The organism is Streptomyces sp. NPDC059524, from assembly GCF_042749255.1.
GTDB classification, from domain to species: Bacteria; Actinomycetota; Actinomycetes; order Streptomycetales; family Streptomycetaceae; genus Streptomyces; species Streptomyces xanthii.
The window spans coordinates 40,938-66,253 of record NZ_JBHYTK010000001.1 but is presented as its reverse complement, the minus strand read 5'-3'; the positions used below and the strand labels follow the sequence as shown (position 1 = coordinate 66,253).

18 protein-coding genes are annotated in these 25,316 nt (G+C 75.0%); 13 read left to right on the top strand and 5 right to left on the bottom strand.

All coding sequences use genetic code 11. From position 1 onward, the window contains the following. Positions 1-25: 25 nt before the first annotated feature. From solA to ACFW9D_RS00165, 4 genes are all read right to left on the bottom strand, one after another. Entirely contained in the window at positions 26-1,174 is a 1,149-nt protein-coding gene (gene solA / locus ACFW9D_RS00180; RefSeq protein WP_384616344.1) for an N-methyl-L-tryptophan oxidase, read from the bottom strand. Continuing rightward, complete coding sequence (locus tag ACFW9D_RS00175) at positions 1,171-1,908, bottom strand: thioesterase II family protein (protein WP_384616342.1); 738 nt, start codon at positions 1,906-1,908, stop codon at positions 1,171-1,173. The genes solA and ACFW9D_RS00175 overlap by 4 nt, the downstream gene beginning before the upstream one ends. A gap of 11 nt (positions 1,909-1,919) precedes the next feature. After that, on the bottom strand, positions 1,920-3,017 hold the full coding sequence (locus ACFW9D_RS00170; RefSeq protein WP_384616340.1) for an LLM class flavin-dependent oxidoreductase: 1,098 nt from the start codon (positions 3,015-3,017) through the stop codon (positions 1,920-1,922). A 111-nt stretch (positions 3,018-3,128) separates the two neighbouring features. Beyond that, the gene (locus ACFW9D_RS00165) at positions 3,129-3,434 is read right to left on the bottom strand and encodes a phosphopantetheine-binding protein (RefSeq protein WP_188341890.1); all 306 of its coding nucleotides are present in this window, start codon (positions 3,432-3,434) and stop codon (positions 3,129-3,131) included. A 251-nt stretch (positions 3,435-3,685) separates the two neighbouring features. On the opposite strand from ACFW9D_RS00165, the gene ACFW9D_RS00160 reads away from it, so the two are divergent. The 4 genes from ACFW9D_RS00160 to ACFW9D_RS00145 all read left to right on the top strand — a co-directional run bounded on the left by ACFW9D_RS00160 (position 3,686) and on the right by ACFW9D_RS00145 (position 8,102). Continuing rightward, positions 3,686-4,507 carry an AfsR/SARP family transcriptional regulator gene (locus ACFW9D_RS00160; protein WP_188341891.1) on the top strand — a complete coding sequence of 274 codons (822 nt, stop codon included), beginning with the start codon at positions 3,686-3,688 and terminating at the stop codon, positions 4,505-4,507. An 82-nt stretch (positions 4,508-4,589) separates the two neighbouring features. Then, entirely contained in the window at positions 4,590-5,348 is a 759-nt protein-coding gene (locus ACFW9D_RS00155) for a thioesterase II family protein (RefSeq protein ID WP_384616337.1), read from the top strand. After that, positions 5,345-6,670: an FAD-dependent monooxygenase gene (locus tag ACFW9D_RS00150; RefSeq protein ID WP_384616335.1), complete on the top strand. Its 1,326-nt coding sequence runs from the start codon at positions 5,345-5,347 to the stop codon at positions 6,668-6,670. Before ACFW9D_RS00155 ends, ACFW9D_RS00150 begins: the two co-directional genes overlap by 4 nt. Next, complete coding sequence (locus tag ACFW9D_RS00145) at positions 6,654-8,102, top strand: FAD-binding oxidoreductase (RefSeq protein ID WP_384616333.1); 1,449 nt, start codon at positions 6,654-6,656, stop codon at positions 8,100-8,102. The genes ACFW9D_RS00150 and ACFW9D_RS00145 overlap by 17 nt, the downstream gene beginning before the upstream one ends. A gap of 24 nt (positions 8,103-8,126) precedes the next feature. On the opposite strand, the gene ACFW9D_RS00140 is transcribed toward ACFW9D_RS00145, so the two are convergent. After that, positions 8,127-8,366, bottom strand: coding sequence for a DUF6059 family protein (locus ACFW9D_RS00140; protein WP_384616331.1), 240 nt, complete (start codon positions 8,364-8,366; stop codon positions 8,127-8,129). Between the two features lie 237 nt (positions 8,367-8,603). Between ACFW9D_RS00140 and ACFW9D_RS00135 the strand changes: the two genes are divergently transcribed. The 9 genes from ACFW9D_RS00135 to ACFW9D_RS00095 form a co-directional block, all read left to right on the top strand. Beyond that, entirely contained in the window at positions 8,604-10,175 is a 1,572-nt protein-coding gene (locus tag ACFW9D_RS00135; protein WP_384616329.1) for a class I adenylate-forming enzyme family protein, read from the top strand. Positions 10,176-10,228: 53 nt separating this feature from the next. After that, complete coding sequence (locus ACFW9D_RS00130) at positions 10,229-10,552, top strand: antibiotic biosynthesis monooxygenase (protein ID WP_188341897.1); 324 nt, start codon at positions 10,229-10,231, stop codon at positions 10,550-10,552. Beyond that, positions 10,549-12,303 carry an FAD-dependent oxidoreductase gene (locus ACFW9D_RS00125; protein WP_384616327.1) on the top strand — a complete coding sequence of 585 codons (1,755 nt, stop codon included), beginning with the start codon at positions 10,549-10,551 and terminating at the stop codon, positions 12,301-12,303. Before ACFW9D_RS00130 ends, ACFW9D_RS00125 begins: the two co-directional genes overlap by 4 nt. 10 nt (positions 12,304-12,313) lie before the next feature. After that, on the top strand, positions 12,314-13,270 hold the full coding sequence (locus ACFW9D_RS00120; RefSeq protein ID WP_384616325.1) for an aromatase/cyclase: 957 nt from the start codon (positions 12,314-12,316) through the stop codon (positions 13,268-13,270). Beyond that, on the top strand, positions 13,267-15,042 hold the full coding sequence (locus ACFW9D_RS00115; RefSeq protein ID WP_384616323.1) for an acyl-CoA dehydrogenase: 1,776 nt from the start codon (positions 13,267-13,269) through the stop codon (positions 15,040-15,042). The genes ACFW9D_RS00120 and ACFW9D_RS00115 overlap by 4 nt, the downstream gene beginning before the upstream one ends. 13 nt (positions 15,043-15,055) lie before the next feature. Continuing rightward, positions 15,056-15,862 carry a 4'-phosphopantetheinyl transferase family protein gene (locus ACFW9D_RS00110; RefSeq protein WP_384616322.1) on the top strand — a complete coding sequence of 269 codons (807 nt, stop codon included), beginning with the start codon at positions 15,056-15,058 and terminating at the stop codon, positions 15,860-15,862. Between the two features lie 131 nt (positions 15,863-15,993). After that, complete coding sequence (locus ACFW9D_RS00105) at positions 15,994-16,722, top strand: DNA-binding response regulator (RefSeq protein ID WP_384616320.1); 729 nt, start codon at positions 15,994-15,996, stop codon at positions 16,720-16,722. Between the two features lie 102 nt (positions 16,723-16,824). Further along, a complete protein-coding gene (locus ACFW9D_RS00100; RefSeq protein ID WP_384616318.1) occupies positions 16,825-24,618 on the top strand; it encodes an amino acid adenylation domain-containing protein in 7,794 nt (2,597 codons plus the stop codon). Then, the coding region (locus ACFW9D_RS00095) for a condensation domain-containing protein (RefSeq protein WP_384616316.1) at positions 24,615-25,316 on the top strand (702 nt) is incomplete at its 3' end. The genes ACFW9D_RS00100 and ACFW9D_RS00095, both read left to right, overlap by 4 nt.

The following is a 25,316-nucleotide window of genomic DNA, read 5'->3' as shown; positions in this document are numbered from 1 at the left end:
CTCCCCGCGCGTCACGCCGCGCGCGTCACTCGAACCGGTCGGGATCGGTGAAGCCCAGGGGGAAGGCCGGCTCCTTGCCCTGGACGAGGTCGGCCAGGACCTCCCCGACCCCCGTGGCGTGCTTGAACCCGTGGCTGCTGCAGCCGCCCGCGACCACCAGGCGCGGATGCCCGCGGGGCCGTCCGATGAGGAACTGGCCGTCCGGCGTGCGGGCGTAGATGTTCGCGGTGGCCCGGGACGGCTCCCGGCCGACGCCCGGCACCGCGTCGGCGAGCCGGTGGCCGAGGACGGACCAGTCGGACGGGGACACGGAGCGGTCCAGGGTCTCCGGGTCCACGACGCGGAAGTGCCGGCCGCCGTCCTCGAGCCCCAGCTTCAGCTCGGTGCGGCCCGGCAGGGTGCCGTGGCCCCACAGCACGTCCCCGTTCTCGACCTCCCGCATGAACACCGGCAGCCGCTCCAGGGTGAAGCGTTCGTCCGGCTCGCGCGGGGTGAACCAGGTGGTGGGCATCCGGACGACCTCCAGCGGCAGTCCGGGCACCAGCTGGTCCAGCCACGGGCCGGCCGTCACCACCACCTGCCGCACGCGCAGGACGCGTCCGGCCGCCGTGTGCACGGCCGTTCCCGCGCTCTCGGACTCCAGGGCGGTGACCCGGGTGTCGGTGAGGATCTGTGCCCCGGCCGTGCGGGCCGAGGCGAGCGCGGCGCGGATCGTCGCCTCGGGCAGGGTCAGGCCGCCGGCGGGTTCCACCACCGCGATGTGGTCCGCCGGAAGGCCCTCGTGCGCGGGGCTGCGGCGGCGCAGGGCGTCGCGGTCGAGCACCTCGATGTCCAGGCCGTGCTCGCGGGCCGCGCGGAGGGCGCCGCCGACGATCCGTCCGTCCTCGGGGCCGATCAGCATGGCGCCGGTCGGCTCGAGCAGCCGGGTGCCGCTCTCCCGTTCCAGCTGCTGCCACAGCTCCCGCGAGCGTTGCGCGAGCGGCACCAGGCCGGGGTGCTCCAGGCAGGCCGTGCGGAACATCCTGCTCTCGCCGTACGAGGAGCCGTTGATGTTCGCCGGGCCGTAGCGGTCGACGCCGATCACGCGCAGGCCGCGCCGGGCCAGCTGCCACAGGGCGCTCGCGCCCCAGGCGCCGAGACCGACGACGGCTATGTCCGCGTCCGGCGCGGTCACGAGGGGCTCACCGCCGCCGTCAGGGCCGCCGTCGCGTCCCGGGTGATCTTCTCGATCAGCGGGCGCGGGTCCGTCTGGAAGTAGAAGTGGCCGCCCTCGTGCATCCGCAGCCCCTGGAACCGCTCGGCGAAGCTTTCCCAGGCCGCCAGGCGTTCGGGCGCGACGACGACGTCCTGCGTGCCGCCGTAGACCGCGACCGGCATGGTCAGCTTCGGGGTGTCCGGCAGCGGGCGCCAGCTCTCCACGAGCTTCAGGTCGTTGCGGATCGCGGGGGAGAACATCTCCCACAGGTCGGCGTCGCGCAGCACCTCCACCGGCGTGCCGCCCATCGCGGCGAGGTGCAGGCGCAGCTCCTCGTCGGGCAGTGCGTGGCGGCGGGTGGCCTCGCCCTGCGGACGTGGCGCGCCGCGCGCCGACAGGCCGAGCCACACGGGCAGTTCGCGGCCTTCCGCGGCCAGGCGCTGGGTCATCTCGTAGGCGACGAGGGCGCCCATGCTGTGGCCGAAGAACGCGAAGGGGCCCGAGGGCTCCGCCGCCGTCGAGCGCAGGAAGAAGGCGGCCAGTTCCCGGGCGTCGTCGATCTGGGGGCGGCCGGCCAGACGGCCGCGGCCGGGCACGTCCATGAGACGGACGTCCCAGTGTGCGGGCAGCAGGGCGGGCCATTCGCGGTACAGCAGATGGGAGCCGCCCGCGTGGTGGAAGACGTACAGGCGCAGAGGCTGGTCGGAGTGCATGCCGTTCCCCCTCACGCGGCCACGGCGGCGGGCACGGGCGCGCCGTCGTGGGACCCGGTGAACGCGGGGGCGACCTCGGCGGCGAAGAGTTCCATCGCGCGCTCGGCCCGCTCGTAGGGCACGTGCCCGGGGTTGAACTGCAGGCTCAGGCAGATGTCCGCGCCGTACCAGCCGCGGATCGTCTCGATCTGCGCGCGGACGTCGGCGGGCGTGCCGGCCAGCACCTTGTGGTCGGCGAGTGCCTTGTCGAAGTCGTAGGCGCGGGCCTTCTCGACGAACTTCTCGTAGCCCGGGTACTGCTCCGAGCGGGCCTCGGCCCACGAGGCCACGGCGCCGGCCATCATCTCGACGTAGTTGCGCTCGTTGGCGCGGGCGTCGGCGAGCGCCACCTCGCGGTCCTCGCCGAGGTAGCAGGTGTACTTGATCTGGATGCGGCCCGGGCCCTCGTGGCCCGCGGCGCTGCGTGCGGCGCGGTAGGCGGTGGTCATCCCGATCAGCTGCTCACGGCTGGTCACCGAGGGCACGACCTGGAGGTGGTGGCCCCGGGCGCCGGCCAGCGCGCAGGACTCGGCGCTGGTCGCGGACGCCACGAACACCGGCGGGTGCGGGTGCTGGTGGGGGCGGGGGAAGCCGGTGACGGGGCCGAAGCGGTGCACCTCGCCCTCGAAGCGGACCTCCTCGCCGCTCCACAGGGCGGTGCACGCGTCGACGACCTCGGTGAACCGGGTGCGGCTCTCCTCCATCGGCACACCGAACAGCTCGAACTCGTCGGGCAGGAAGCCGCGGCCGAAGCCGACGTCGAGGCGGCCGTGCGAGAGGTTGTCGAGCAGCGCCAGACGCGCCGCCGTCTGCACCGGGTGCGCGAACGAGGCGATGACGGCGCCGGTGACCAGACGGATGCGGCTGGTGCGCGCCGCCGCGGCGGTCAGGAACACGACCGGGTCGGGGCTGTAACCGCCGTACGGGGAGCCGTAGTGCTCCACCGTCTGCACGTGTTCGAAGTCGAGGGCCTCGGCCAGTTCGACCAGCCGAAGGCTTTCGTCGTAATAGGTGCTCGCACTCTTCTTCGCCGGATCGATGACCGGGAAGAAGTTCACGCCGAATTTCATGGGGGCTCCGTCTGGTGGTCCTTTTCCGGTTTCCCGGAAAACCATGGGCAGCTCTTCGGCTATCGGACCTTAGACGGTGCGGCGTGGCCGCGGGGCGTACGCGAGCGTCTCTCAAGGAGCTGTGGGTGCGGCCTCGAGGTGCTGTGCGGGGTCGGACCGGGAAATCAGATCCCACCAGTGACCGAGGGTGGGCCGGGCCATCAGCTCGGGAAAGCCCACCTCGATCCCACGCCGGTGCCATGCGGAGATCAGCCGCATCGTGTTGATCGAGTCCAGCCCGTGGTCGACCAGATCGCCTTGGTCGTCGGGGAGTTCGGAGGGGTCGAGCTGCATGGCGCCGGCCACCATCTGACGCAGCAGCTGCCGGGTCAGCGGGTCGGCCGCGGCCGGCACGTCGTGCTTTCCACCGTTTTCCATGGGGCCGAAGCTAATGGCGCCGGGAATCTTCCGGAAGGCACTTCGAGACCCTCTCCCGAAAGGGTCAGGTCCGCGTCAGTGCCGTGTCAGGAAGCGACACGTGGAGAACTGCTCGAAGACTACTGGAAGATGACGTGCCGAAAGTTCGCGAGGGGCTACGGTTCGACTCGCTCCACGCTTGTCAGGAAAGGACAGGAATCCGTTCTGCGGCGCAATATCGACGCTCATCGGATACCGGTACGGAGGAGACCATGAAGATTCAGGTTCTGGGTCCGCTGAGTGCCGCCGTCAACGGGATGTCGATCGTTCCGACGGCGGCCAAGCCACGGCAGATCCTCGCACTGCTCGCGCTCTACCCGGGGCGGGTCGTACCCGTCCCCACGCTCATGGAGGAGGTCTGGGGCACCGAGCTGCCGCAGAGCGCGCTCACCACCCTGCAGACGTACATACTCCAGCTCCGCCGCCGCCTGGGCACCGCCATGGGGCCGGGGGTGCCGGGCGCCGCCAAGGACGTACTGGCCACGCGGCACGGCGGCTACCTGCTCCAGGTCCCGTCCGACGCCGTCGACGTGCACGAGTACGAGCGTCTGGTGGGCGAGGCCCAGCAGGCCTCCGACGAGGGCGAGGACGAGAAGGCCGCCGCCACCTACCGGCAGGCCCTCGGCCTGTGGGAGGGCCCCGCGCTCGTCGACGTGCGGGTCGGGCCCATCCTGACGATCGAGGTGATGCGCCTGGAGGAGAGCCGTCTCGTCACCCGCGAGCGACGCATCGACGCCGATCTGCGCCTGGGCCGGCACGTCGAGGTCATCGCCGAGCTCACCGACCTGATCGCCCGTCACCCGCAGCACGAGGGCCTGCACTCGCAGGCGATGGTCGCCCTGTACCGCTCGGGCCGGCAGGCCAGCGCGCTCGACGTCTACCAGCGGCTGCGGCGCCGCCTCATCGAGGAGCTCGGTGTCGAACCCGCCCCCCAGCTCCAGCGGCTGCACCAGGCGATGCTCGCCGTGGACCCGCAGCTCGACGTCATGAGCGGCCCGCGCCGCTCCTCGACCTTCGACCTGTACGCCGCCTGACGGGCCGTCCGATGACGCCGGCGGCGGGACCCGACGAGGAGTTCGAGCCGTTCTCCAGGGAACGCGCGGAGGCTGGAGTGCCATGGACGTAAGGCTGTACTGCTTCGCGCACGCCGGCGCCGGGGTGTCGGGTTTCGGCCGCTGGCCGCGGCGCTGCGGCCCCGGGGTCGAGGTCGTCCCGGTGCTGCTGCCCGGACGCGACTCCCGCCGCCACGAGACGCGGCCGACCGGGCGACGGGCACTGCTCGACGCCCTGTTCGACGACATCGCCGCTGCGGCCTCGGACGGCCCGTACGTGTTCTACGGGCACAGCCTCGGCGGCATGGTCGCCCACACCCTGACCCGGGCCCTGCTCGACGCGGGGCTGCCCGGGCCGCGGCTGCTCGCGGTCGGAGCCTGCCCCGCCCCGCACACCGTGCGGCCCCCGGCCGCGTCCGACGACGACATCAGCGACGAGCAGCTCCTGCGCTTCGTGGGCGACGTCGGCTCCGCGCCCGGCGGGACGCTGGCCGAGCCCGACAGCGTCTGGCACCGCGCCGTCCTGCCCGTGCTGCGCGACGACCTCAGGCTGGCCCGCTCCCTGCGCGCCGCCGCCCTCGACGCCCCAGGGCGCCTGCCCGTGCCCGTGCTCGCCGTCGGCGGCAGCCACGACCCGGTCGTGACACCGCAGGCGCTCGACGCCTGGCGGCAGTGGACCGACGGCACCTTCGTGCGCCGCACCGTGCCGGGCGACCACTTCTTCGTACGCGGCCCCGAACTGCCCCGGCTCGTCGGACGCGCCTGCCGGGTGGCAGCCCGGATCGACGCGGCCGCCGCCCCGACGCCCCTGGGCGCGCCGTGACCCGGGCGCAGAACACCGACGTCTGCGTCGTCGGCGCGGGCCCGGCCGGCCTCGCCCTGAGCCTGATGCTGCTGCGCTCCGGCGTCGCCGTCACCCTGCTCGAGAAGTCCCGGTCCTTCGCCCGCGACTTCCACGGCGAGATCCTGCAACCCGGCGGCCAGCGGATCCTCGACGAACTCGGCGTGCTCGACGCGGCACGCTCCCGAGGGGACCGCGCCCTGCGCGGATTCCAGGTCCTCGAACGCGACCGGCTCCTCCTCGACATCGACTACACCCGCCTGGACGCCCCCTACGGCCGGCTCCTCGCTCTGCCCCAGCGGCACCTGCTGGAGACCCTGCTCGCGGCCTGCCGCACCCAGCCCGGCTTCACCTACCGGGACGGACACCGGCTCTCCGCGCTGACCGAGGACGACGGCCCCCGCACGGGAGCCGTCGCCAAAGGCCCCGACGGGCGCCCCCTCACCGTGCGCGCCCGCGTCGTCGTGGGCGCCGACGGACGCTTCTCGCGCACCCGCGCCCTCGCCGGCATCGACGCCGGACGCACCGAGACCTTCGACCAGGACCTCGTGTGGTGTTCCGTGCCCGCGCCCGGCCGCACCACCCGGCACGTCCGCGTCCACCGCGCCGAGGGCACCGCCGTCCTCGTCCACGACACCCACCCCGACCGCATCCGCATCGGCTGGACCCTGCCGCACCGGTCCTGGCCCGCCGTCGCCGAACGGGGAATCGGCGTGGTGAAGGACCGACTGGCCGCCGCCGTACCGGAGTTCGCCGACCTCGTCACCGAGCACCTCACCGGCCTGTCGGACCTCAAGCTGCTCGACGTGTTCGCCGCCCGTGCCCCGCGGTGGTCCCGCGACGGACTCGTCCTCCTCGGGGACAGCGCCCACACCCACGGACCGCTCGGCGCCCAGGGCGTCAACCTCGCCCTCCAGGACGCCGCCGCCCTGCACCCCGTCCTCGTCGAGGCCCTGCACGCGGGCGACACGAGCCACACCCGCCTCGCCCGCTTCCAGGAACTGCGCGCGCCCGCCGCCGACGCGGTGACCCGAGCCCAGCGCCTCCAGGCCAAGGCGTTCTTCGGGACCGCGGGACGCGCCGCCACGCTGGCCAGGGCGGCCGCAGCCCACCTGGTCACCCGGACCCCGATCGGCGCCCGCATCACCGCCAAGGTGGCCTACGGGGCCGCCCCCGTCCACGTGCGGACGGACCTGTTCACGCACCCCGAGCCCGTCCCGACCGGCACGCGCGCCGCGGGCCCCGCCCGCCACGCGTCCCGTGCCGTCCACGCGAGAAAGGTGCACGATGACCACCGCTCCTAGCGTCCCGCGCCCCGTCACCCGTCCCACCGCACCGGCACCGGCACCGTCGTCGTTCCCCGCCCTCGTCACCACCGCACAGGTCGTCCGGGCCGTCGCCGACGCCGCGCGGCGTCGACAGCGCGTCGAGGTGCGGTACGGCGGCCACGACGCCGGGCGTCCGGTGGCGGACGGCGGCGCGGCGGCCGTCGTCGACCTGGGGCGGATGAACGCCGTCGCCCACGACCCGCACCGGCGGGCCTTCATGGTCGAGACCGGGGCGCGGCTCACGGACGTGCGGCGCACCCTGTACGAGGGCTGGGGCGTCACGCTCCCCGCAGCGGGCCCGGACCACGGCGGCGTCGTCGGACAGGTCACGGCCGGCGGCCCCGGCGCCCTCACCCGCTCCTTCGGCTTCATGGCCGACCACCTCCTCGCGATCGAGGTCGTGGTCGTCGACGTGTTCGGCACCGCCCGCGCCGTCGTGGCGAGCCGCGAACGCAACGACCCGCACCGCGACCTGTGGTGGGCCCACACCGGCGGCGGCGCAAGTTTCGGTGTCGTCACCCGATGCTGGTTCCGCTCCCCGGACGCCGGCGGATCCGACCCCACGACCCTGCTGCCCCGCCCGCCGGGCACCCTCCTCGCCCACACCATGGCTCTCCCGCGCGCGACCACCGAGCGCGCCGGCTTCCACCGTCTCGTCCGCAACCACGGGGACTGGCACGAGCAGCACGCCGACGCCGACTCCCCTTACGCGGCGCTGCACAGCAGCCTCGTCCTGCCCGGAGGGGACACGAACGCCGCGGTCGTCCGCACCCGCTTCGACGCCACCCTGCCCGACGCGCGCGGCCTGCTGCGCCGCTACGCCGACGAGCTCACCGACGGCCTCGACCCCGGCACGCTCACCGAAGAACTGACCGTCGTCCCCTGGCAGTCGGCGCCGGACACGGACCGGGACGGCGGCGGGCACGGCGGGCCCACCAAGTCGGCCTGGCTGCGGCGCGGACTCGACGACGCGCAGATCGACGCCCTGCACCGGCACCTCACGGCCCCCGGCGCCCACGGCGCGCCGACCGTGACGCTGGGCTCCGGCGGCGGCCGCGCCAACACACGGCCCACGTTCGCCACCGCCGGCGCGCACCGCGACTCCGTCCTGGCGGCGGAGTTCACCGTCGACGGCCGGCCCTCGGACGACGCCGTCGACCGGCTGCGCCGTCTGTACCGGGACGTGTTCGCCGCGACCGGCGGTGTGCCCGTGCCCGGAGCGGGCGGCAACGACGGCTGCCTCGCCGGACACCCGGACCCCGACCTCACCGACCCCCGGTGGAACACCTCGGGCGTGCCCTGGCACCGCCTCTACTACAAGGACAACTACCGCCGTCTGCAACGCGCGAAGGCCCGCTGGGACCCGCGCGGCCTGTTCGGGCAGGGCCTCGGCATCCGCCCCGCCTGAACGGCCGCGGGCCGGAGCTCACCGTCAGATCCGGCCGAGCTCCCGCATCAGCCTGAGCTCCAGGACACTCAGCGGCACCTCGGGGCACAGCTGTTCCGGGTGCCCCGCCGGCGGCCCCTGGAGGGCGGTGCGCGGCGGATCCGTCCGGCCCGTCTCGACGGCCAACTGGCCCATCTCGCCCGCCAGATGGACCGTGCCCATGGCGATGAGCCCCTTCCAGGTCTGCCGCAGCAGACGGTAGTGCCAACGCCGGTACGCGCTCACGCCGACTCCCTCGCTCCGTGGACAGGTCGTCCGTGACGCTCTCAGGGATCGGTCGACGACGGGTCGACGACCGCTGGACGACGGGTGGAGGACCGCTCGCGCCGCACGGGGCCCGCCCTCCGGCGCTTCCCGGCGGTTCCTGAGGCGGGGATCGAGCGGCTTTCGAACCTTTCTCGAGCACCGGCGCACAGCTTGGTGAGCGACAGCCCGTCAACCCGTCGAAGGGGGCCGCTCGCCGTGCCGCGCTTCACGTACCCGGAACTGCCGCTGGACGGACTGCTGCGCCGTGCCGCCGCACGCGCCCCGCACTCCGCCGCCCTCACCACCGGACAGCACACCGTCACCTACGGGGAGCTCGACGCCTGCGCCGACCGCATCGCCCGGGGTCTGGCCCGGCTCGCCGGAGGCCCGGGCGCCGTCGTCGGCGTCGCCCACACCCTCGACACGGTGTTCCCCGCCGCCTACTACGGTGCGAGCCGCAGCGGCGCGACCGTCGCCCTGATCAATCCGCTGGTCAACGAGCACGCCCTGCACCACGTGTGCGCCGCCGCCGGGATCGAGGTCGCCGTCGTGCCGAGGTCCACCGCCGAACAGCTGACCAAGCTGCGCGAGCGGCTTCCCCTGCTGCACACCGTCCTGGTCACCGACGCCGACGACGGCGTGGTCCCGGGGGACACCGTGCCGCTGCACGTCGCCCTCGACGGCGTGCCCGACGACCCGTTCGAGTCGGCGGGCCCGGCCCCGGACCCCGCAGCGGTGGCCTGCCTGCAGTTCACGACCGGCACCACAGGACGCTCCAAGGGCGTACGGCTCACCCACCGCAACCTCGTCGCCAACGCCACGCAGACCGCCCTGGCCCACCGCCTCGACGCCGCCTCGGTCACCCTCAACCACCTGCCGCTGTTCCACGTGATGCACCTGAACTCGGCTGTGTCCGCGGGCGCCTCGCAGATCCTGTGCCCCGACCCCGACCCGGTGGCCTCGCTCGCCGTGGCCGCACGCGAGGGCTGCACCCACTACTACGGGCTCCCGGCCCGGCTGCACCGGCTGGCCGGCGACCCGCGCCTGGCCGACGGCCCGGAGGGCGTCCCGGCCGGGCCCCGCCTGAAGGCCGTCCTGTCCGGCGGTACCGCGCTGTCCCCCGAGGCCGCGAGCCGGCTTCGGGCCGCCCTCGGCGTCCCCGTCGTCCAGGGCTACGGACTCGCCGAGCTCTCCCCGCTCTCCCACACCCAGAGCTTCGGCGACGATGCGGTGCGCGGCGCCGTCGGCCGGGCGCTGCCCGGGACCGAGTGCCGCGTCGTCGACCTCGGTTCACGGGAGCCGGTGCCGGTGTGGGCCTCCGGCGAGGTGCAGGTGCGCGGCCCGCAGGTCATGGCCGGCTACCTGGACGACGACGAGCCGTCCCGGATCGACGCCGACGGCTGGTTCTCCACGGGAGACATCGGCTACCTCGACGAGGACGGCCGCCTGTACCTGGTCGACCGGCTCGGCGACGTCTTCAAGCACGACAACGAACTCGTGTCGCCGACCGCCGTCGAGCGCGTCATCGAGGACGACCCGCGCGTCGCCGAGTGCGTCGTCGTCGGCCGGCCCGACCCCGTGCACGGCGCCACGGTGTGGGCCGGAATCGTCCTGCGCGACCCGGAGCCCGGGACCCGCGACGCCGTCCTCGCGTCCGTCGCCGAACGGGCCAACCGGCGCCTCGCCGTCTTCGAGCGCATCCACACCGCCGAGGCCCTCGACGCCGTGCCGCGCACCCCCACCGGAAAGCCCGAACGCCGCGTCCTGCGCCGCCGGCTGTCCGCCTGACCCACCTCTTCCCACCCCCGCACGTTCCGCGTACGCCTGACAGGAGACCCGACATGGTGACTTTCGTGAACAAGCTGACCGTCCACGGCGACGTCGAGGAGTTCCTCGCCGCCAAGGACCGTGTCACGGCCTACATGAGCGCCCAGCCCGGCTACCTCGGTCACCAGACGCTGCGCCTGTGCGGCGGCGAGCCCGTCTTCCTCGAGCTCGCCCAGTGGCAGGACGCCGCCGCCCACCGCGCCGCCGTCACCCACCCCGACTTCCAGGCGCTCGTCGGCGGCCTGCGCGGCCTTGCCACCCCCGAGCCCGGCCTGTACGAGCTGCTGGCCGACCGCAGCAGCACCCCCGCCGAGCCGGTCACGGCCGGCGCCCGATGAGCCCCGGCACCGAGGTCCTCGTCGTCGGCGCCGGGCCCGTCGGCCTCACGGCGGCCCACGAACTGGCCCGCCGGGGCCTGCGGGTGCGCCTCGTCGACGCCGCCTCGGGCCCCTCCCGCACCAGCCGCGCGGTCGCCGTCCACCCGCGCACCCTGGAGACGTTCGACCAGATGGGGACGGTCGACGGCATCCTCGAACACGGCCGCCGCAACCGGGCGTTCACGATGTACGCCGGCGGACGCCGCCTCGTGCGCCTGGAGGCCGACTACGCGTCGATGCCGACCCGCCACCCCTACAGCGTCATCATCGGGCAGACCCGCACCGAGGCCGTCCTGCGCGCGGCCGTCTCCCGGCTCGGCACCGAGGTCGAATGGGGCGTACGCCTGACCGGCTTCGAGCAGGACGCGGACGGCGTCCGGGTGCGGCTGCGGCACGGCGACGGCAGCGAGGAACAGTGCACGGTGCCCTGGCTGGTCGGCTGCGACGGCGGCCACAGCACGGTCCGCAGGACGCTCGGGCTGCCCCTGCTCGGCGAGAGCCGCGACACGTGGATGCTCGCCGACGCCCCCGTCCGCACCGACCTGCCGCCCGACAGCATCTACTGGGTGCACACCGGCGGCCAGGCCCTGATGATGGTCCCCTATGCGGACCAGGGGCGCTGGAGGCTGCTCGACACCGCCCCCGACACCCCCGACGCGACCGGCGCCGCCGACCGGTTCACCGCCAAGCTCTCCCGGGGCCTCGGCACCGACGTACGGGTCGGCGAACCCGAGTGGACCTCCGTGTTCACGTTCCAGCAGCGCATGGTGCCGCGCATGCACGAGGGCCGGGTGTTCGTCGCGGGCGACGCCGCCCACGTGCACAGCCCCGCCTCCGGCCAGGGCATGAACACCGGCATCCAGGAGGCGTACAACCTCGCCTGGAAACTGGCCGCGGTCCAACAGGGCCATGCGGGAGCGCGGTTGCTCGACACCTACGGCGAGGAACGCGTCCCCGTCGGCAAGGCGCTGCTCGGCTCCACCCGCACGGCCACCGCGCTGGTCCAGTTCCGCAACGCGCTGGCGGGCGTGGCCCTCCCGGTCGTCTTCTCCGTCGTCCGCGCCCTGCCCGCCCTGCGCCGGGCCATCCAGCGCAAGGTATTGGGCGGCATGTCCGGCCTGCGCCTCGACTACGCCGACTCCCCGCTGACCACCGGCGCCGGACCCGAACCCGTCCCCGTCGCCACCCCCGTCGCGGCGCCCGTCATGGTGCCGCGCCGGCGCCACGTGCCCGCGCCCGGCGAACGCGTCGCCGGCGCCGCCCGCGTCAGCGACGCCCTCGTGAGCGAACTGCGCGACGTGCGCTGGAGCCTGCTCGTCGCCCCCGGCGGCCACGACCCGTCGGGCCGGCCCGTGCGCGCCGCACAGCAGGCCGCCGACCGGTACGGGGCCTGGCTGTCCGTGCGCTCCGTGGGCGGCAGCGGCGCCGGGCCCGCACCGCTGCCCGACCCCGACGGCGCCCTGTGCGCCGCGCTGGGCCTCGCCGCCGGCGGCTGGGCGCTCGTCCGCCCCGACGGCTACCTCGCCGCGCGCGGCGAGTACCTGACCCCGGCCGCGCTGGACACCGCCCTGGCCCCCGCCCACCCGGTTCCCGCCGGACCTGAGGCGCCCCTCGAGCGCGGCTCCGGTGCCCTTCGAGCCGTTCAGGACAGGGTCGATACCGGCGTACAGGGCGGGCGGGCCGTCCCGGGCCGCCCCCTGAGCAGGAAGTGAGGGACTGGACATGGCCGTTGAGCGAGTGCACCGCACGACGCACGAGGTGACGGTGGCCGCGCCCGCGGGTGTGGTCTACGGACTGATCTCCGACGCGGTCCGCTGGCCGCTGTTCTTCCCGCCCAACGTGCACGTGGAGCAGCTGGAGTTCGACGGCGACAGCGAACGGCTGCGCATGTGGGCCGTCGCCAACGACGAGGTCAGGTCCTGGACCTCGCGCCGCCTCCTGGACCCGGGCCGCCGGCGCGTCGAGTTCCGCCAGGAACTGCCCGCCCGGCCCGTCCAGTCCATGGGCGGTACATGGATCGTCGACGCGCTCGGCGCCGACCGGTCGCGGCTGACCCTGCTGCACGAGTTCACCGTCGCCGACGACGACGCCGACGACGTGGCCTGGGTGCGGCGGGCCACGGACACCAACAGCCGCGCGGAACTGGACAACCTGCGCCGCCTCGCCGAGCGCTGGGGCCGCCTGGACGAACTGGTCCTGTCGTTCGAGGACTCCGTGCGCGTGAACGGCCCCGCCGAACTCGTCTACGACTTCCTCTACCGGATCGGCGACTGGCCCGAGCTGGTGCCGCACGTCTCCCGGCTCGACTTCACCGAGGACGAGCCCGGTGTGCAGGTCATGTCGATGGACACCCGCACCGCCGACGGCGGCACGCACACGACCGAGTCGGTCCGCGTCTGCTTCCCGCACGCCGGACGCATCGTCTACAAGCAGACGGCGACCCCGCTGCTGATGTCGGCGCACACCGGCGAATGGTCCGTCGTCCCCGACGAGACGGGCGTGACGGTCTCCTCCCAGCACAGCGTCGTGCTGCGCGAGGAGAACATCACGCGCGTCCTGGGCGAGGACGCGGACGTCGCCCGGGCCCGCCGCTACGTCCGCGAGGCGCTCGGCCGCAACAGCACGGCCACCCTCGAACTCGCCAAGCGGCACGCGGAGAGCGCGGTCACCGTCCTGTGAACGCGTCGTCCGTCCTCGACGCGCCCCCGGCGCCCCGGCCGGGCCCGCCCCCGCAGGAGCCCCTCGACGGGACCGAGCGCGCCGCCCGCCTCGAGCGGCTCCTCGGCGACCCCCACGACCCGCACAATCCGCACGGCTACCGGGCCCTGCTCGCCGCCGACGAGGCGCGCCGCACCCCGGAGGCCACCGAGGCGCTGCTGTCCGACGTGGGCCTGGGAGCCGAGTTCGTCCCCCGCGGCCTCGGCGGCCGGCTCGCCCGCCCGGACGTGCTCGCCCGCGTCCTGCGGCCGGTGTTCCGGCGGGACGTCGCGCTCGGCTTCGGCCACGGGATCACCTCCCTGTTCGGCGCCTCCGCCGTCTGGGCGGCCGGTGACGAGCGCCAGCGCGCGCACACCGCGCGCCTGCTCCTCCAGGGCGGCGGCGGGCGGGTCACGATCGTGCACCACGAACTCGCGCACGCCAACGCGATCCTGCGCGACGAGTTCACGGCGCGCTCCGCCGTCGGCGGCGGCTTCGTGCTCGGCGGCCGCAAGGACGTCGTCATCAACGCCGACCGCGCGGACGCGCTCGTCATGTACGCCCGCACGGCGACCACGGCCGGCTCACGAAGTCACTCCGTGCTGCTGCTCGATCCCGAGCGGCTCCCGCCGGGCGGCCTGCGCAGGCTGCCGCGCGTTCCCACCCCCGGAATGCGCGGCAGCCACTTCTCCGGGCTGGAGTTCGCCGACTGCCCGGCCCCCGCCGACGCGCTCGTCGGGGACGTCGGCGACGGCGTCCCCCTCGCACTGCGCACCTACATGGTCAACCGCTGCCTCATCCCCGGCACCGTCGTCGCCGGGGTGGACAGCGCCCTGCGGTTCGCGGTGCGCGCCGCCACGGCCGGGCGCGAGGGCGGACAGCCGGCCCGGCGCCATCACAAGGCGCTCGCCGGGGTCTTCGCCGACCTGCTGGCCTGCGACAGCATGGCCGTCACCGGGCTGCGGTCCCTGAGCCTGCTGCCCGACAGCGCCCATCTGACCGCGGCGGCGGTCAAGCTGACCATGCCGGACCTGCTGCGCGAGGACCTCGAGGAACTGGCCACCGTTCTCGGCGCCCGCGGCTACGACCGGGGACCCGCGTACGGCGGCTTCCAGAAACTCGTGCGCGACCTGCCCGTCGCCGGGCTCGGCCACGCCGGGAACGCGGCCTGCCGGGCCGTGCTCGTGCCGAGGCTGCGCGCGCTGGCCCGCACCTCGTGGTTCGCCACCGAGGAACCGACCGCGCGGCTGTTCCTGCTGACCGCGCCCGTCCCGCCCCTCGACTACCGCAAGCTGTCCCTGACCGGCGGCGACGACGTGCTGACCGCCGCCCTGATCGGTGTCGCGCACCGGCTGGGACCGCTGCGCGGCGGCGGCCCGGCCTGGGCCGCGCTCGCCGACCTCGCCGACGCCTTCGTCCAGGAGACGCGGGCCCTGCGCGAGCAGTGCGCCGCGCTCCCGGAGTCGGCCCGTGACCTGCTCGCCGACCCCCGGGTCTGCGCGCTCGCCGACCGGTACGTGCTGGTGCTCGCCGCCGCCGCCTGCCTGGGCGTGTGGCAGGGCCAGGACGGCACGGACTCCTTCCTCGCCCAGCCGGACTGGGCGGTCCTCGCCCTCAGCCGGATCGGCCGCAGGCTCGGCGTACCGGTCCCCGAACTGCCCGACACCGTCACCCGGTCCGTCCTGGACGAGGTGCTCCTGCGGCACCGCGAGGGGCGCAGCTTCGACGTGTACGACACGCACGTCTCGGGCTAGAAGGGAGCCTGCAGTGGACCAGCCGAGGATCGCTCCGCCCCTGCACGTCCGGCCCACAGGGCCGTGGCGCAGAGTGCCCGAGCACCTGGCCGCGTACGGCAACGCCGTCGTGTACACGACCTGGGGCGAATGGGTGCCGGCCGCCGTCACCGAGCCCCGGCTGCGCCGGCTGCTCGGCCGGGACTGGACCCGCTACCGGCGGCTCCCCGACCCGACCGTGCGGCTCCGGTTCGTCGCGTCGCGGCTGCTGATGAAGTACACGGCGGCCGCGGCCCTGCGCGTGGACCCCGAGTCGCTGGAGGTGTCGTACCGGCTGGGCGGGCGGCCCTACCTGCGCGGGTTCGACCAGATCGACCTGAGCCTCACGCACACCGGCGACCTCATGTCCGTCGGGCTCAGCCGCGACGGACGCATCGGCGTGGACGCCGAACCCGCGGACCGGCAGATGCGGTTCGACCTGCTGCAGGCGCAGATGTGCACCCCGTCGGAGGCCGCCGAACTCGCCCCGCTGCCCCAGGACGAGCAGACCGCCGAGACCCTGCGGCTGTGGACGCTGAAGGAGGCGTACACGAAGGCGCTCGGCCAGGGCATGCGGCTCGGCTTCACCGAGTTCGGCTTCGGGCTGCGCACCGGCCGGCTGCTCGCCCCCGACGGCCACCGCGCCTCGCGCGGCGAGTGGTCCTTCGCCACCCACCACGCCCTGGACCGCTACCTGTTGAGCACCGCCTGCCACGACGCGGGCCTGGACACCTCCCACGACACCTCGGCGCGCACCACCCTGGACCCGGGATTCGCGGCGGCCATGGCCGACGTCTTCTAGGACCCGCTCCCGGAGGGGGCCTGCTCCGGAAGCGCTCGCCCGGCCCTCGAGACCGGCTGGAGCCCCGGGGGCCGCGGGCCCGGTGGCGGATAGCGTGCTCGGCATCCACCGAGTGCGTGAGGGGGCACGTCATGCCGGAAGCGGGAGCCGAGCTCGTACGGTCCACCAGGCTGCGGGTACTGCCCGGCGGTGCCGCCGCGCCCGCGCCGGGCACGGTGCGGATCTTCCTCATGGGCGGTGACGCCCTCGCCCGCGCGGGCGTGATGGCGCTGCTCGCCGACCACGAGGGCCTCGCCTTCGTCGGCGACGACGAGCCGGGCCCCCGCGCGCTGGCCGCGCTGCGCGCGCACCGCCCCGACGTCCTCGTCGTGCACGGACCGCGCGAGCCCCACGAGGTCGCCGCGCTTCTGGCCGGCGTCGACCCCGAACTGCCCGTGCTCACCGTGGGCGGCTGCGACCCGGACGCGCACAGCGCGCGGCTCCTGCGCGGACACCTGCCCGCCACCACCACCGCGCGCCAGCTCGCCGCCGCCGTGTCCCTGGCCGCCGCCGGCTACGCGCTGAGCCGCGGCGCCCGTCCGGAACCCGAGCAGGCCGCGCCCGCCCGGCCGCGCGGCGTCGGCACCCGTACGGGCCAGGGCACGGGCACCGTGTCCGACGTGCCGCCCGACACGCTGACCGACCGCGAGGGGCAGGTCCTCGACCTCGTGTCGCGCGGCCTGTCCAACACCGAGATAGCGCAGTCCCTGACGCTGTCCGAACACACCGTCAAGACACACGTGCAGAACCTGCTGCAGAAGCTGCGCGTGCGCAACCGCGTCCACGTGGCCATCTACGCCTTCGAGTCCGGGCTGCGCTGACGCCCCGCATCAGGTCCGGGTCAGCGCGCCGTCAACCCCGACCGCGAGGCTGAGCCGGTACTGCGCCGACCAGCAGCGGACGGCCCGGACTTTGGGGGAAGAGTGCCTGTTCCCGTTCCCGACGTAGCGCGCCTGCCGCTGACGGCGGCCCAACTCGGCATCTGGTTCGCCCAGGCTCGGGACCCGCGCAGCCCCGTCTTCAACACCGGCGAGTACATCGAGCTGACGGGCCCGCTGGACACGGACCGCTTCGAGCGGGCCCTGCGCGAGGTCGTCGCCCGCACCGACGCGCTGCGGCTGCGCTTCCACACGGACGCCGACGGCACCGTGAGCCAGAGCCCCGCCCCGGACCCCGAGTTCACCGTCCACCTCGTCGACGTCAGCACGGCCGCGGACCCGGCCGCCGCGGCCGACGCCTGGATGCGCGAGGTCATCGGCCGGCCCCTCGACGTCACCGCGGGCCGCCCCCTGTTCACCCAGGCGCTGCTGAAACTGGGGGAGGGGCACCACCGCTGGTTCCAGCACGTGCACCACCTCCTGCTCGACGGCTTCGGCTTCCGGCTGGTCGCCGACCGCGTCGCCCGCGCCTACACCGGAACCCCGGGGCCCGCCGACGGCTCCGTGCGCGACCTCACCGACGCCGAGGCGCGGTGGCGCGCATCGCCCGCCCACGACCGGGACCGCGCGCACTGGCTCGCCCAGCCGCTGCGGACCCCCGTGTCCCCGGCCGGAGCCACGGCGCCCGCCGCCGCGCACGCGCACCGGCACACCGTCTTCCTGGGCCGGGACGTCCTGGACGGCCTGGAGGACATCGCCCGCGCCGCCGACACCGGCTGGCCGGTCGCCGCGCCCGCCGTCGTCGCCGCGTACCTGCAGTGGCTGACCGGGGAGGCGGGCATCACCCTGAGCCTGCCGGTGACCGTGCGCGGTACCTCCGCCGCCCGTCAGGCCGCCGGCACCGTCGCCCACGTGCACCCGCTGCACCTGGAGCCGCGCCCGGCCGCCCCGCTCGCCGACCTCGTGCGCGCCGCCCGCGACGCCATGACGCCCGTGCTGCGCCACCAGCGCCTCGGCCAGGAGGAGATCCGCCGCGCACTCGGCCTCGTCGGCACCACCACGCACGGCCCGGTCGTCAACGTGATGCCGTACGGGCACGCCCCCCGGTTCGGCGACCTCGGCGCGACCGTGCACCCGGTGTCCACCGGACCCGTCGACGACCTGAAGTTCTCCTTCTACGAGGAGCCCGGCGACGCCGGACTCCGCCTCGACCTCGAGGCCAACGCGGACCTGTACGACGACGCCGGGACCGCCGCCCACCTGGCCCGCTTCACCCGGTTCCTGACCGCGGCGGCGCACGCGGGCCCCGACGTGCCGCCCGCCCGCCTGCCCGGCGAGGAGCAGCCGCCCGACCCGGTCGCCCCGCACCCCGCGCCGGGAACCGGCGACACCCTGCACGCCCTGTTCGCCGCCCGCGCCGCCGCCACCCCCGACGCCGTCGCCGTCAGCCACGAGGGCGAGCGGCTCACGTACGCCGAACTCGACGCCCGCGCCAACCGCCTGGCCCACCACCTCGTCGCCGCCGGCGCGGGGCCCGAGCGGCTCGTCGCGCTCACCCTGCCGCGCTCCGCCGACCTCGTCGTCGCGCTGCTCGCCGTCCTCAAGTCCGGGGCCGCCTACCTGCCGCTCGACCCCGACTACCCGGCCGACCGGCTCGCCTGGATGCTCGAGGACGCCCGGCCCGTCCTCGTGCTCGACCCCGAGGCCATGGCCCAGGACCTCTCCGCGTACCCGGACACCGACCCCGGCGCCGCCGTCGGCAGCGGCCACCCGGCGTACGTCATCTACACCTCCGGCTCCACCGGCCGCCCCAAGGGCGTCGTCGTCCCGCACGCCAACGTGCTCCGCCTCTTCACGGCCGCCCGCCCCTGGTTCGACTTCGGGACCGACGACGTGTGGACCCTGTTCCACTCCTACGCCTTCGACTTCTCCGTGTGGGAGATCTGGGGCGCCCTGCTGCACGGCGGCCGCCTCGTCGTCGTCCCGTACACCGTCAGCCGCTCGCCCGGCGACTTCCTCGACCTGCTCGCGCGGGAACGGGTCACCGTGCTCAGCCAGACGCCCACCGCCTTCCACCAGCTCGACACCGCCGACCGCGAACGCGGCGCCGACGCGCCCGAACTCGCCCTGCGTCAGGTCGTGTTCGGCGGGGAGGCCCTGGAACCCGCCCGGCTCGCCGACTGGTACGCCCGGCGCGGCACCACCGCCCGGCTCGTCAACATGTACGGCATCACCGAGACGACCGTGCACGTCACCTGTGCCCCGCTCGGCCCCGAGCACGCCGTCCCCGGCGCCCGCTCCCTCGTCGGCGGCCCCCTGCCCGACCTCGGCACCCGGGTCCTGGACGCGGCCCTGCGCCCGGTCCCCACCGGATTCACCGGCGAGCTGTACGTGTCCGGTGCCGGACTCGCCCGCGGCTACCTCGGCCGCCCCGCGCTGACCGCCGAACGCTTCGTCGCCGACCCCTACGGCCCGCCCGGCTCCCGCATGTACCGCACCGGCGACCTCGTCCGCCGCCTCGACGACGGCACCTTCGCCTACCTGGGCCGCGGCGACCACCAGGTGAAGATCCGCGGCTTCCGCATCGAACTCGGCGAGATCGAGAACGCCCTGACCACCCACCCCGGCGTCGCCGAGGCCGTCGTCGTCGTCCGCGAGGACCGGCCCGGCGACCGGCGCCTCGCCGCCTACGCCGTGCCCGTGGCCGGCCGTGCCCCCGACCCGGCCGACTGGCGCCGGCTGCTCGCCGCGACGCTGCCCGCCCACTGCGTGCCCGCCTCCTTCACGCCGCTCGACGCGCTGCCGCTGACCGCCAACGGAAAGCTCGACCGCACCGCGCTCCCGGCCCCCGCCACCGCCACCGACGACACTCCCGAGGACCTCGAACCCGCGGCCGGGCCCGAGGAGGAGACCCTGCGCCACGTCTTCGCCGAGGTGCTCGGACTCGGCACGGGCGCCCGCATCGGAGGCGACAGCGACTTCTTCGCCCTCGGCGGCCACTCCCTCCTGGCCGGACGGCTCATCGGCGCCGTCCGCGAGCGCCTCGGCGCCGAACTCACCGTGCAGGACCTCTTCGAGGCACCCACCCCCGCCGGCCTCGCCGAGCGCGCCGCCGGAGCCGCCCGCGCCGACCGCCCGCCGCTGCGCCCCGTGCCGCACGGCACCGAGCCCGCCATGTCGTACGCCCAGCACCGCATGTGGGTCCTGCGCGAGGTCGAGGGGGCCGCGCCCACCTACAACATGCCGATCGCGCTGCGGATCACCGGCCCGCTGCACCGCGGCGCCCTGCGCGACGCCCTGCACGACCTCGTCGCCCGGCACGAGAGCCTGCGCACCGTCTACCCGCGCGGCGAACGCGGCGCCGCCCCGCGACTGCTGCCGCCCGAGGAGGCCAGGCCCTGGATCGTCGAGACCCGCACCGAGCCGGAGGAACTGGCCGCCGCGCTCACCGCCGCCGCCCGCACCCCCTTCAACCTCGACTGCCAACTCCCGCTGCGCGCCCACCTGTTCACACTGCCCGACGGTGACAAGGTGCTGCTCGTCCTGATGCACCACGTCGCCGGCGACGGCTGGTCGCTGCGCCCGCTCCTGGCCGACCTGGCCACCGCCTACTCCGCCCGCCTCGCCGGACACGCCCCCGACTACCCGCCGCTGCCCGTGACCTACGGCGACTTCGCCGTGTGGCAGCGCGAGCTCCTCGGCGACGAGCGGGCCGACGACAGCCTCGCCGGACGGCAGCTCGCCTACTGGGAACGGACCCTGGCCGGACTGCCCGACCAGCTCGACGTCCTCGCCGACCGGCCCCGCCCGCCGGTAGCCGAACACCGCGGCGGCTCCGTCCCGCTGCGCATCGGCGCCGGCCTGCACACCCGGATCGACGCGTACGCGCGCGAGCACGGCGCCACCAGCCACATGGTGCTCCAGGCCGCGCTGGCCGGACTGCTCACCCGGCTGGGCGCGGGCACCGACATCCCCATCGGCTGCCCCACCGCCGCCCGCCCCGACAGCGCCCTCGACGACCTCGTCGGCTTCTTCGTCAACCCGGTCGTACTGCGCACCGACACCTCCGGCGACCCCTCCTTCACCGAACTGCTCGGCCGGGTCCGCGCTGCCGCCCTGGGCGCCTACGCCCACCAGGACGTGCCCTTCGACCGGGTCGTGGAACGGCTCCAGCCCGAACGCTCCGCCGCCCGCCACCCCCTGTTCCAGGTGGTCCTCTCCTACCAGGACTTCGAGGCCCGCGCCGCCCTGCGCGGCCTGCACGTACGGCCCGAGCCCGTCGACTTCGGCGTCGCCAAGTTCGACCTCACGTTCAACCTCGTCGAGCACCGCACCGACACCGGGGGCTTCGCCGGCATCGACGGCGACCTCGAGTACGACGTCGCGCTCTACGACCGCGACACCGCCGAGTCGGTCGTACGCCGCCTGCTCGTCCTGCTGGACGCGGCCGTCACCGCCCCCGAGGCACCCGTCGGCGGCCACGAGCTGCTCGACGCGGCGGAGCGCGCGCTGCTCGACGGCTGGAACGACACCGCCCGGCCCGTGCCGCCCGGCGGCCTCGCCGAGCAGTTCGCCGCACAGGCCGCCCGCACCCCCGACGCCGTCGCCGTCGTCGGCGACGACGGCCGCGAACTCACCTACGCCGAACTCGACCGCAGGTCCGGCCGGCTCGCCCGGCGGCTCGCGGACGCGGGCGTGGGCCGCGAGTCGGCCGTCGCCGTCCTCCAGCAGCGCTCCGCCGACCTCGTCGTCTCCCTGCTCGCCGTGGTCCGCGCGGGCGGCTTCTACGTACCGCTCAACACCCGCTACCCGGCCTCCCGGATGCGGCTGATCACCGCCGACGTCGGCGCCCGGGTGCTGCTCACGGACCGGGTCACCGACGCCGAGCACGCCTGCGCCTCCTGGGCGGGCGACGCCGAGGTGCTCGTCGTCGACGCGCTCCCCGACGACGGCGACGTACTCCCCGTGGTCCCCGTCCACCCGCACCAGCTCGCCTACGTCATGTACACCTCGGGGTCGACCGGGAACCCGAAGGGCGTCGCCATCACCCACGGCGACGTCGCCGCGCTCGCCGCCGACCGCTGCTGGCGCACCGGCCACCAGCGCCGGGTGCTGCTGCACTCCCCGTACTCCTTCGACACCTCCCAGTACGAGCTGTGGGTGCCGCTGCTGTCCGGCGGCGCCGTCGTCGTCGCACCGCCCGGGGACCTCGACACCCGCGCCCTGGAACGGGCGATCGTCGACGGCGGCGTCACCGGCATGTGGCTCACCTCCGGCCTGTTCAACCTGCTGGCCGAGGAGTCCCCACACTGCTTCACCGGCGTGCGCGAGGTGTGGACGGGCGGCGACGTCGTCTCCCCGGCCGCCGTCAGCCGGGTCCTCGCCGCCTCCCCGGACACGATGGTCGTCGACGGGTACGGGCCCACCGAGGCCACCACCTTCGCCACCCACCACTTCATGCGGGCGCCCTGGGAGCAGGAGACGACCGTCCCCATCGGCACCCCGCTCGACAACACCACCTGCCACGTCCTCGACGACCGGCTCCGGCCCGTCCCGCCCGGCGTCACCGGCGAGCTGTACATCGGCGGCGCCGGTCTGGCCCGCGGCTACCTCAAGCGCCCCGACGCCACCGCGGAACGGTTCGTCGCCGACCCGTTCGCCCCCGCCCCCGGCGCCCGTATGTACCGCACCGGCGACCTCGTCCGGCGCCGCCCCGACGGCGTCCTGGAGTTCCTCGGCCGGGCCGACCACCAGGTCAAGGTGCGCGGCTTCCGCATCGAGCTCGGCGAGATCGAGTCCGTGCTCGGCGCCCACCCGCACGTCGCCCAGTGCGCCGTCCTGGTGCGCGAGGACCGGCCCGGCGACAAGCGGCTCGTCGCCTACGTGGTGCCCGCGCCCGGCGCCGGGGCCGACGCCGCCGTGCTGCGCCCGCACATCGCGGCGGCGCTGCCCGACTACATGGTGCCCGCCGCGTTCGTCGGCCTGGACGCCCTGCCGCTCACCCCCAACGGGAAGCTGGACCGGCGCGCCCTGCCCGTCCCGGACTTCGGCGCGGCCGACGCGGCCGGCCGGGCCCCGCGCACCCCGCGCGAGGAACTCCTCGCGGTGCTGTTCGGCGAGGTCCTCGGCGCCGAGGGCGTCTCCATCGACGACAGCTTCTTCGACCGCGGCGGCGACAGCATCATGGTCATCCAGCTCGTCGGCAAGGCGCGCCGCGCCGGGCTCTCCCTGAACGCCGCGCAGATCTTCGAGCACAAGACGGTCGCCGCGCTCGCCACCGTCGCCGAGTCCCTCGACCAGGCACCCGAGCCCGCCGGGCAGGGCGCCCTGGACACGGAGGCGACCGGCGAGGTGCCGCTCACCCCGATCATGCACTGGCTGCGCGAACGCGGCGGCCCCGTCGAGGCGTTCAGCCAGTCCATGGTCGTCCCGGTCCCGCCGGACCTCGGCCTCGAACGGCTCACCGCCGCGATCCGCACCCTCCTCGACCACCACGACGTGCTGCGCGCGGTGTTCACCCGCGAGGACACCGGCACCGGCTGGTCGATGCGCGTCGGCGCCCCCGGCACCGTCCGCGCCGAGGACTGGGTGCGCCGCGTCGACGCCGCCGGACTCGACGACGCGGGGCTGCGCGCCCTGGCCGCCGAGCAGGCCGCCGCCGCCCGCGACCGCCTCGACCCCTTCGCCGGACGCTGCGGCCAGGCCGTCTGGCTCGACGCCGGCCCGGACCGGCCCGGACGGCTGCTCCTGACCCTGCACCACCTGGTCGTCGACGGCGTCTCCTGGCGCATCCTGCTGCCCGACCTGAAGACCGCCTGGGAGGCCACCGAACCCGGAGCCACCGGCGCCCCCCTGCCGGTCGGCACCTCCTTCCGCGCCTGGGCCCGCCACCTGGAGGCCGAGGCGGCCCGCCCCGAGCGCGCGGCCGAACTGGAGCTGTGGACCCGCACCCTGGCCGGCGGCGGCGCCCCCGTGACCGCCGAGCCGCTCGACCCCGCCCTGGACACGGCGGCCACCGCCCGCGGCATCAGCCTCGACCTCGACACCGGCACCACGAACGCCCTGCTGACCACCGTCACCGCCGCCTTCCACGGCCGGGTCGACGACGTGCTGCTCACCGCGTTCGCGCTCGCCGTCGCCGACTGGCGCCGGCGCCGCGGCCTCGGCGACAGCGACGCCGTCCTCATCGACCTGGAGGGCCACGGCCGCGAAAGCGGCGACAGCGGCGCCGACCTCTCCCGCACCGTCGGCTGGTTCACCAGCATGTACCCCGTACGGATCGCGCCCGGACCGCTCGACCGCGCCGACGCGCTGGCCGGCGGACCCGCGGCCGGACAGGCCGTCAAACGCGTCAAGGAACAGCTGCGGGAGATCCCCGACGGCGGCATCGGCCACGGCCTGCTGCGCCACCTCGACGCCCGCACCGGCCGCAGCCTCGCCGCGCTCGCCCCGCACGGCACCCCCGCGATCGGGTTCAACTACCTGGGCCGCTTCCCCGCCGCCGACGGCAGCCTGTGGACCGCCGCCCCCGACGCCGACCTGATCGGCGACGGCACCGATCCCACCCTGCCCCTGGCGCACGCCGTCGAGGTCAACGCGCACACCCGGGACGAGAGTTCCGGTCCCCGTCTGCAGGCCGTCTGGACCTGGGCGGGCCGGCTCCTCGACGAGGCCGCCGTCCGCGACCTCGCCGAGAGCTGGTTCCACGCCCTGAAGGCCCTCGTCACCCACACCACGCGCCCCGACGCGGGCGGTATCACCCCCTCCGACCTGTCCCTGGTCTCGCTCAGTCAGGACCAGATCGACCAGCTCGAAGCCGCCTGGAAGGTAGCCCGATGACGCAGTCCGGACTCGCCGACGTCCTGCCCCTGTCCCCGCTCCAGGAAGGACTCCTCTTCCAGGTCGCCTACGGCGCCGAGACCGAGGGCACGGACGTCTACACCGTCCAGATGGTCTTCGAGCTGCGCGGCCCCCTCGTCGAGGAGGACCTGAAGGCGGCCGTACGCGGTCTGCTGCGCCGCCACCCGAACCTGCGGGCCGGCTTCTGGCAGCAGAACGTCGAGCGGCCCGTGCAGTTCGTGCCCCACGAGGTGCCGCTGCCCTGGCGCACCCGCGACCTCACCGGGCTCGGCGACGAGGAACGCGAGCGCGCCGTCGCCGCGTACGTCGCCGACGACCGCACCGAGCGCTTCGACCCGGGCACCCCGCCGCTCATCCGGTTCGGTCTGCTCGCGCTCGGCCCGGACCACCACAAACTCGTGCTCACCACGCACCACCTGCTCCTCGACGGCTGGTCGATGCCGCTGCTCGTGAAGGAACTCTTCACGCTGTACGGCAGCGCGGGCGACGACGCAGGCCTGCCGCCGGTCACCCCGTACCGCGCCTACCTGGGCTGGCTCGCGGGCCGCGACGACGACGCGGCCCGCGCCGCCGGGCGGCCCGCGCGTTACGGCCCCACCCCCGCCGGATACATGTGCGTCCACCCGCGCCCCTTACTGGGGGGACTCGGCTACAGCGCCCTGCGCGCCGGACTGACC

Excerpts from the sequence above, each read along its gene's own strand:
- ACFW9D_RS00175 (WP_384616342.1), bottom strand. The coding sequence starts at position 1,908 with ATGCACTCCGACCAGCCTCTGCGCCTGTACGTCTTCCACCACGCGGGC.
- ACFW9D_RS00170 (WP_384616340.1), bottom strand. The coding sequence starts at position 3,017 with ATGAAATTCGGCGTGAACTTCTTCCCGGTCATCGATCCGGCGAAGAAG.
- ACFW9D_RS00165 (WP_188341890.1), bottom strand. The coding sequence starts at position 3,434 with ATGGAAAACGGTGGAAAGCACGACGTGCCGGCCGCGGCCGACCCGCTG.
- ACFW9D_RS00160 (WP_188341891.1), top strand. The coding sequence starts at position 3,686 with ATGAAGATTCAGGTTCTGGGTCCGCTGAGTGCCGCCGTCAACGGGATG.
- ACFW9D_RS00155 (WP_384616337.1), top strand. The coding sequence starts at position 4,590 with ATGGACGTAAGGCTGTACTGCTTCGCGCACGCCGGCGCCGGGGTGTCG.
- ACFW9D_RS00145 (WP_384616333.1), top strand. The coding sequence starts at position 6,654 with ATGACCACCGCTCCTAGCGTCCCGCGCCCCGTCACCCGTCCCACCGCA.
- ACFW9D_RS00130 (WP_188341897.1), top strand. The coding sequence starts at position 10,229 with ATGGTGACTTTCGTGAACAAGCTGACCGTCCACGGCGACGTCGAGGAG.
- ACFW9D_RS00125 (WP_384616327.1), top strand. The coding sequence starts at position 10,549 with ATGAGCCCCGGCACCGAGGTCCTCGTCGTCGGCGCCGGGCCCGTCGGC.
- ACFW9D_RS00120 (WP_384616325.1), top strand. The coding sequence starts at position 12,314 with ATGGCCGTTGAGCGAGTGCACCGCACGACGCACGAGGTGACGGTGGCC.
- ACFW9D_RS00105 (WP_384616320.1), top strand. The coding sequence starts at position 15,994 with ATGCCGGAAGCGGGAGCCGAGCTCGTACGGTCCACCAGGCTGCGGGTA.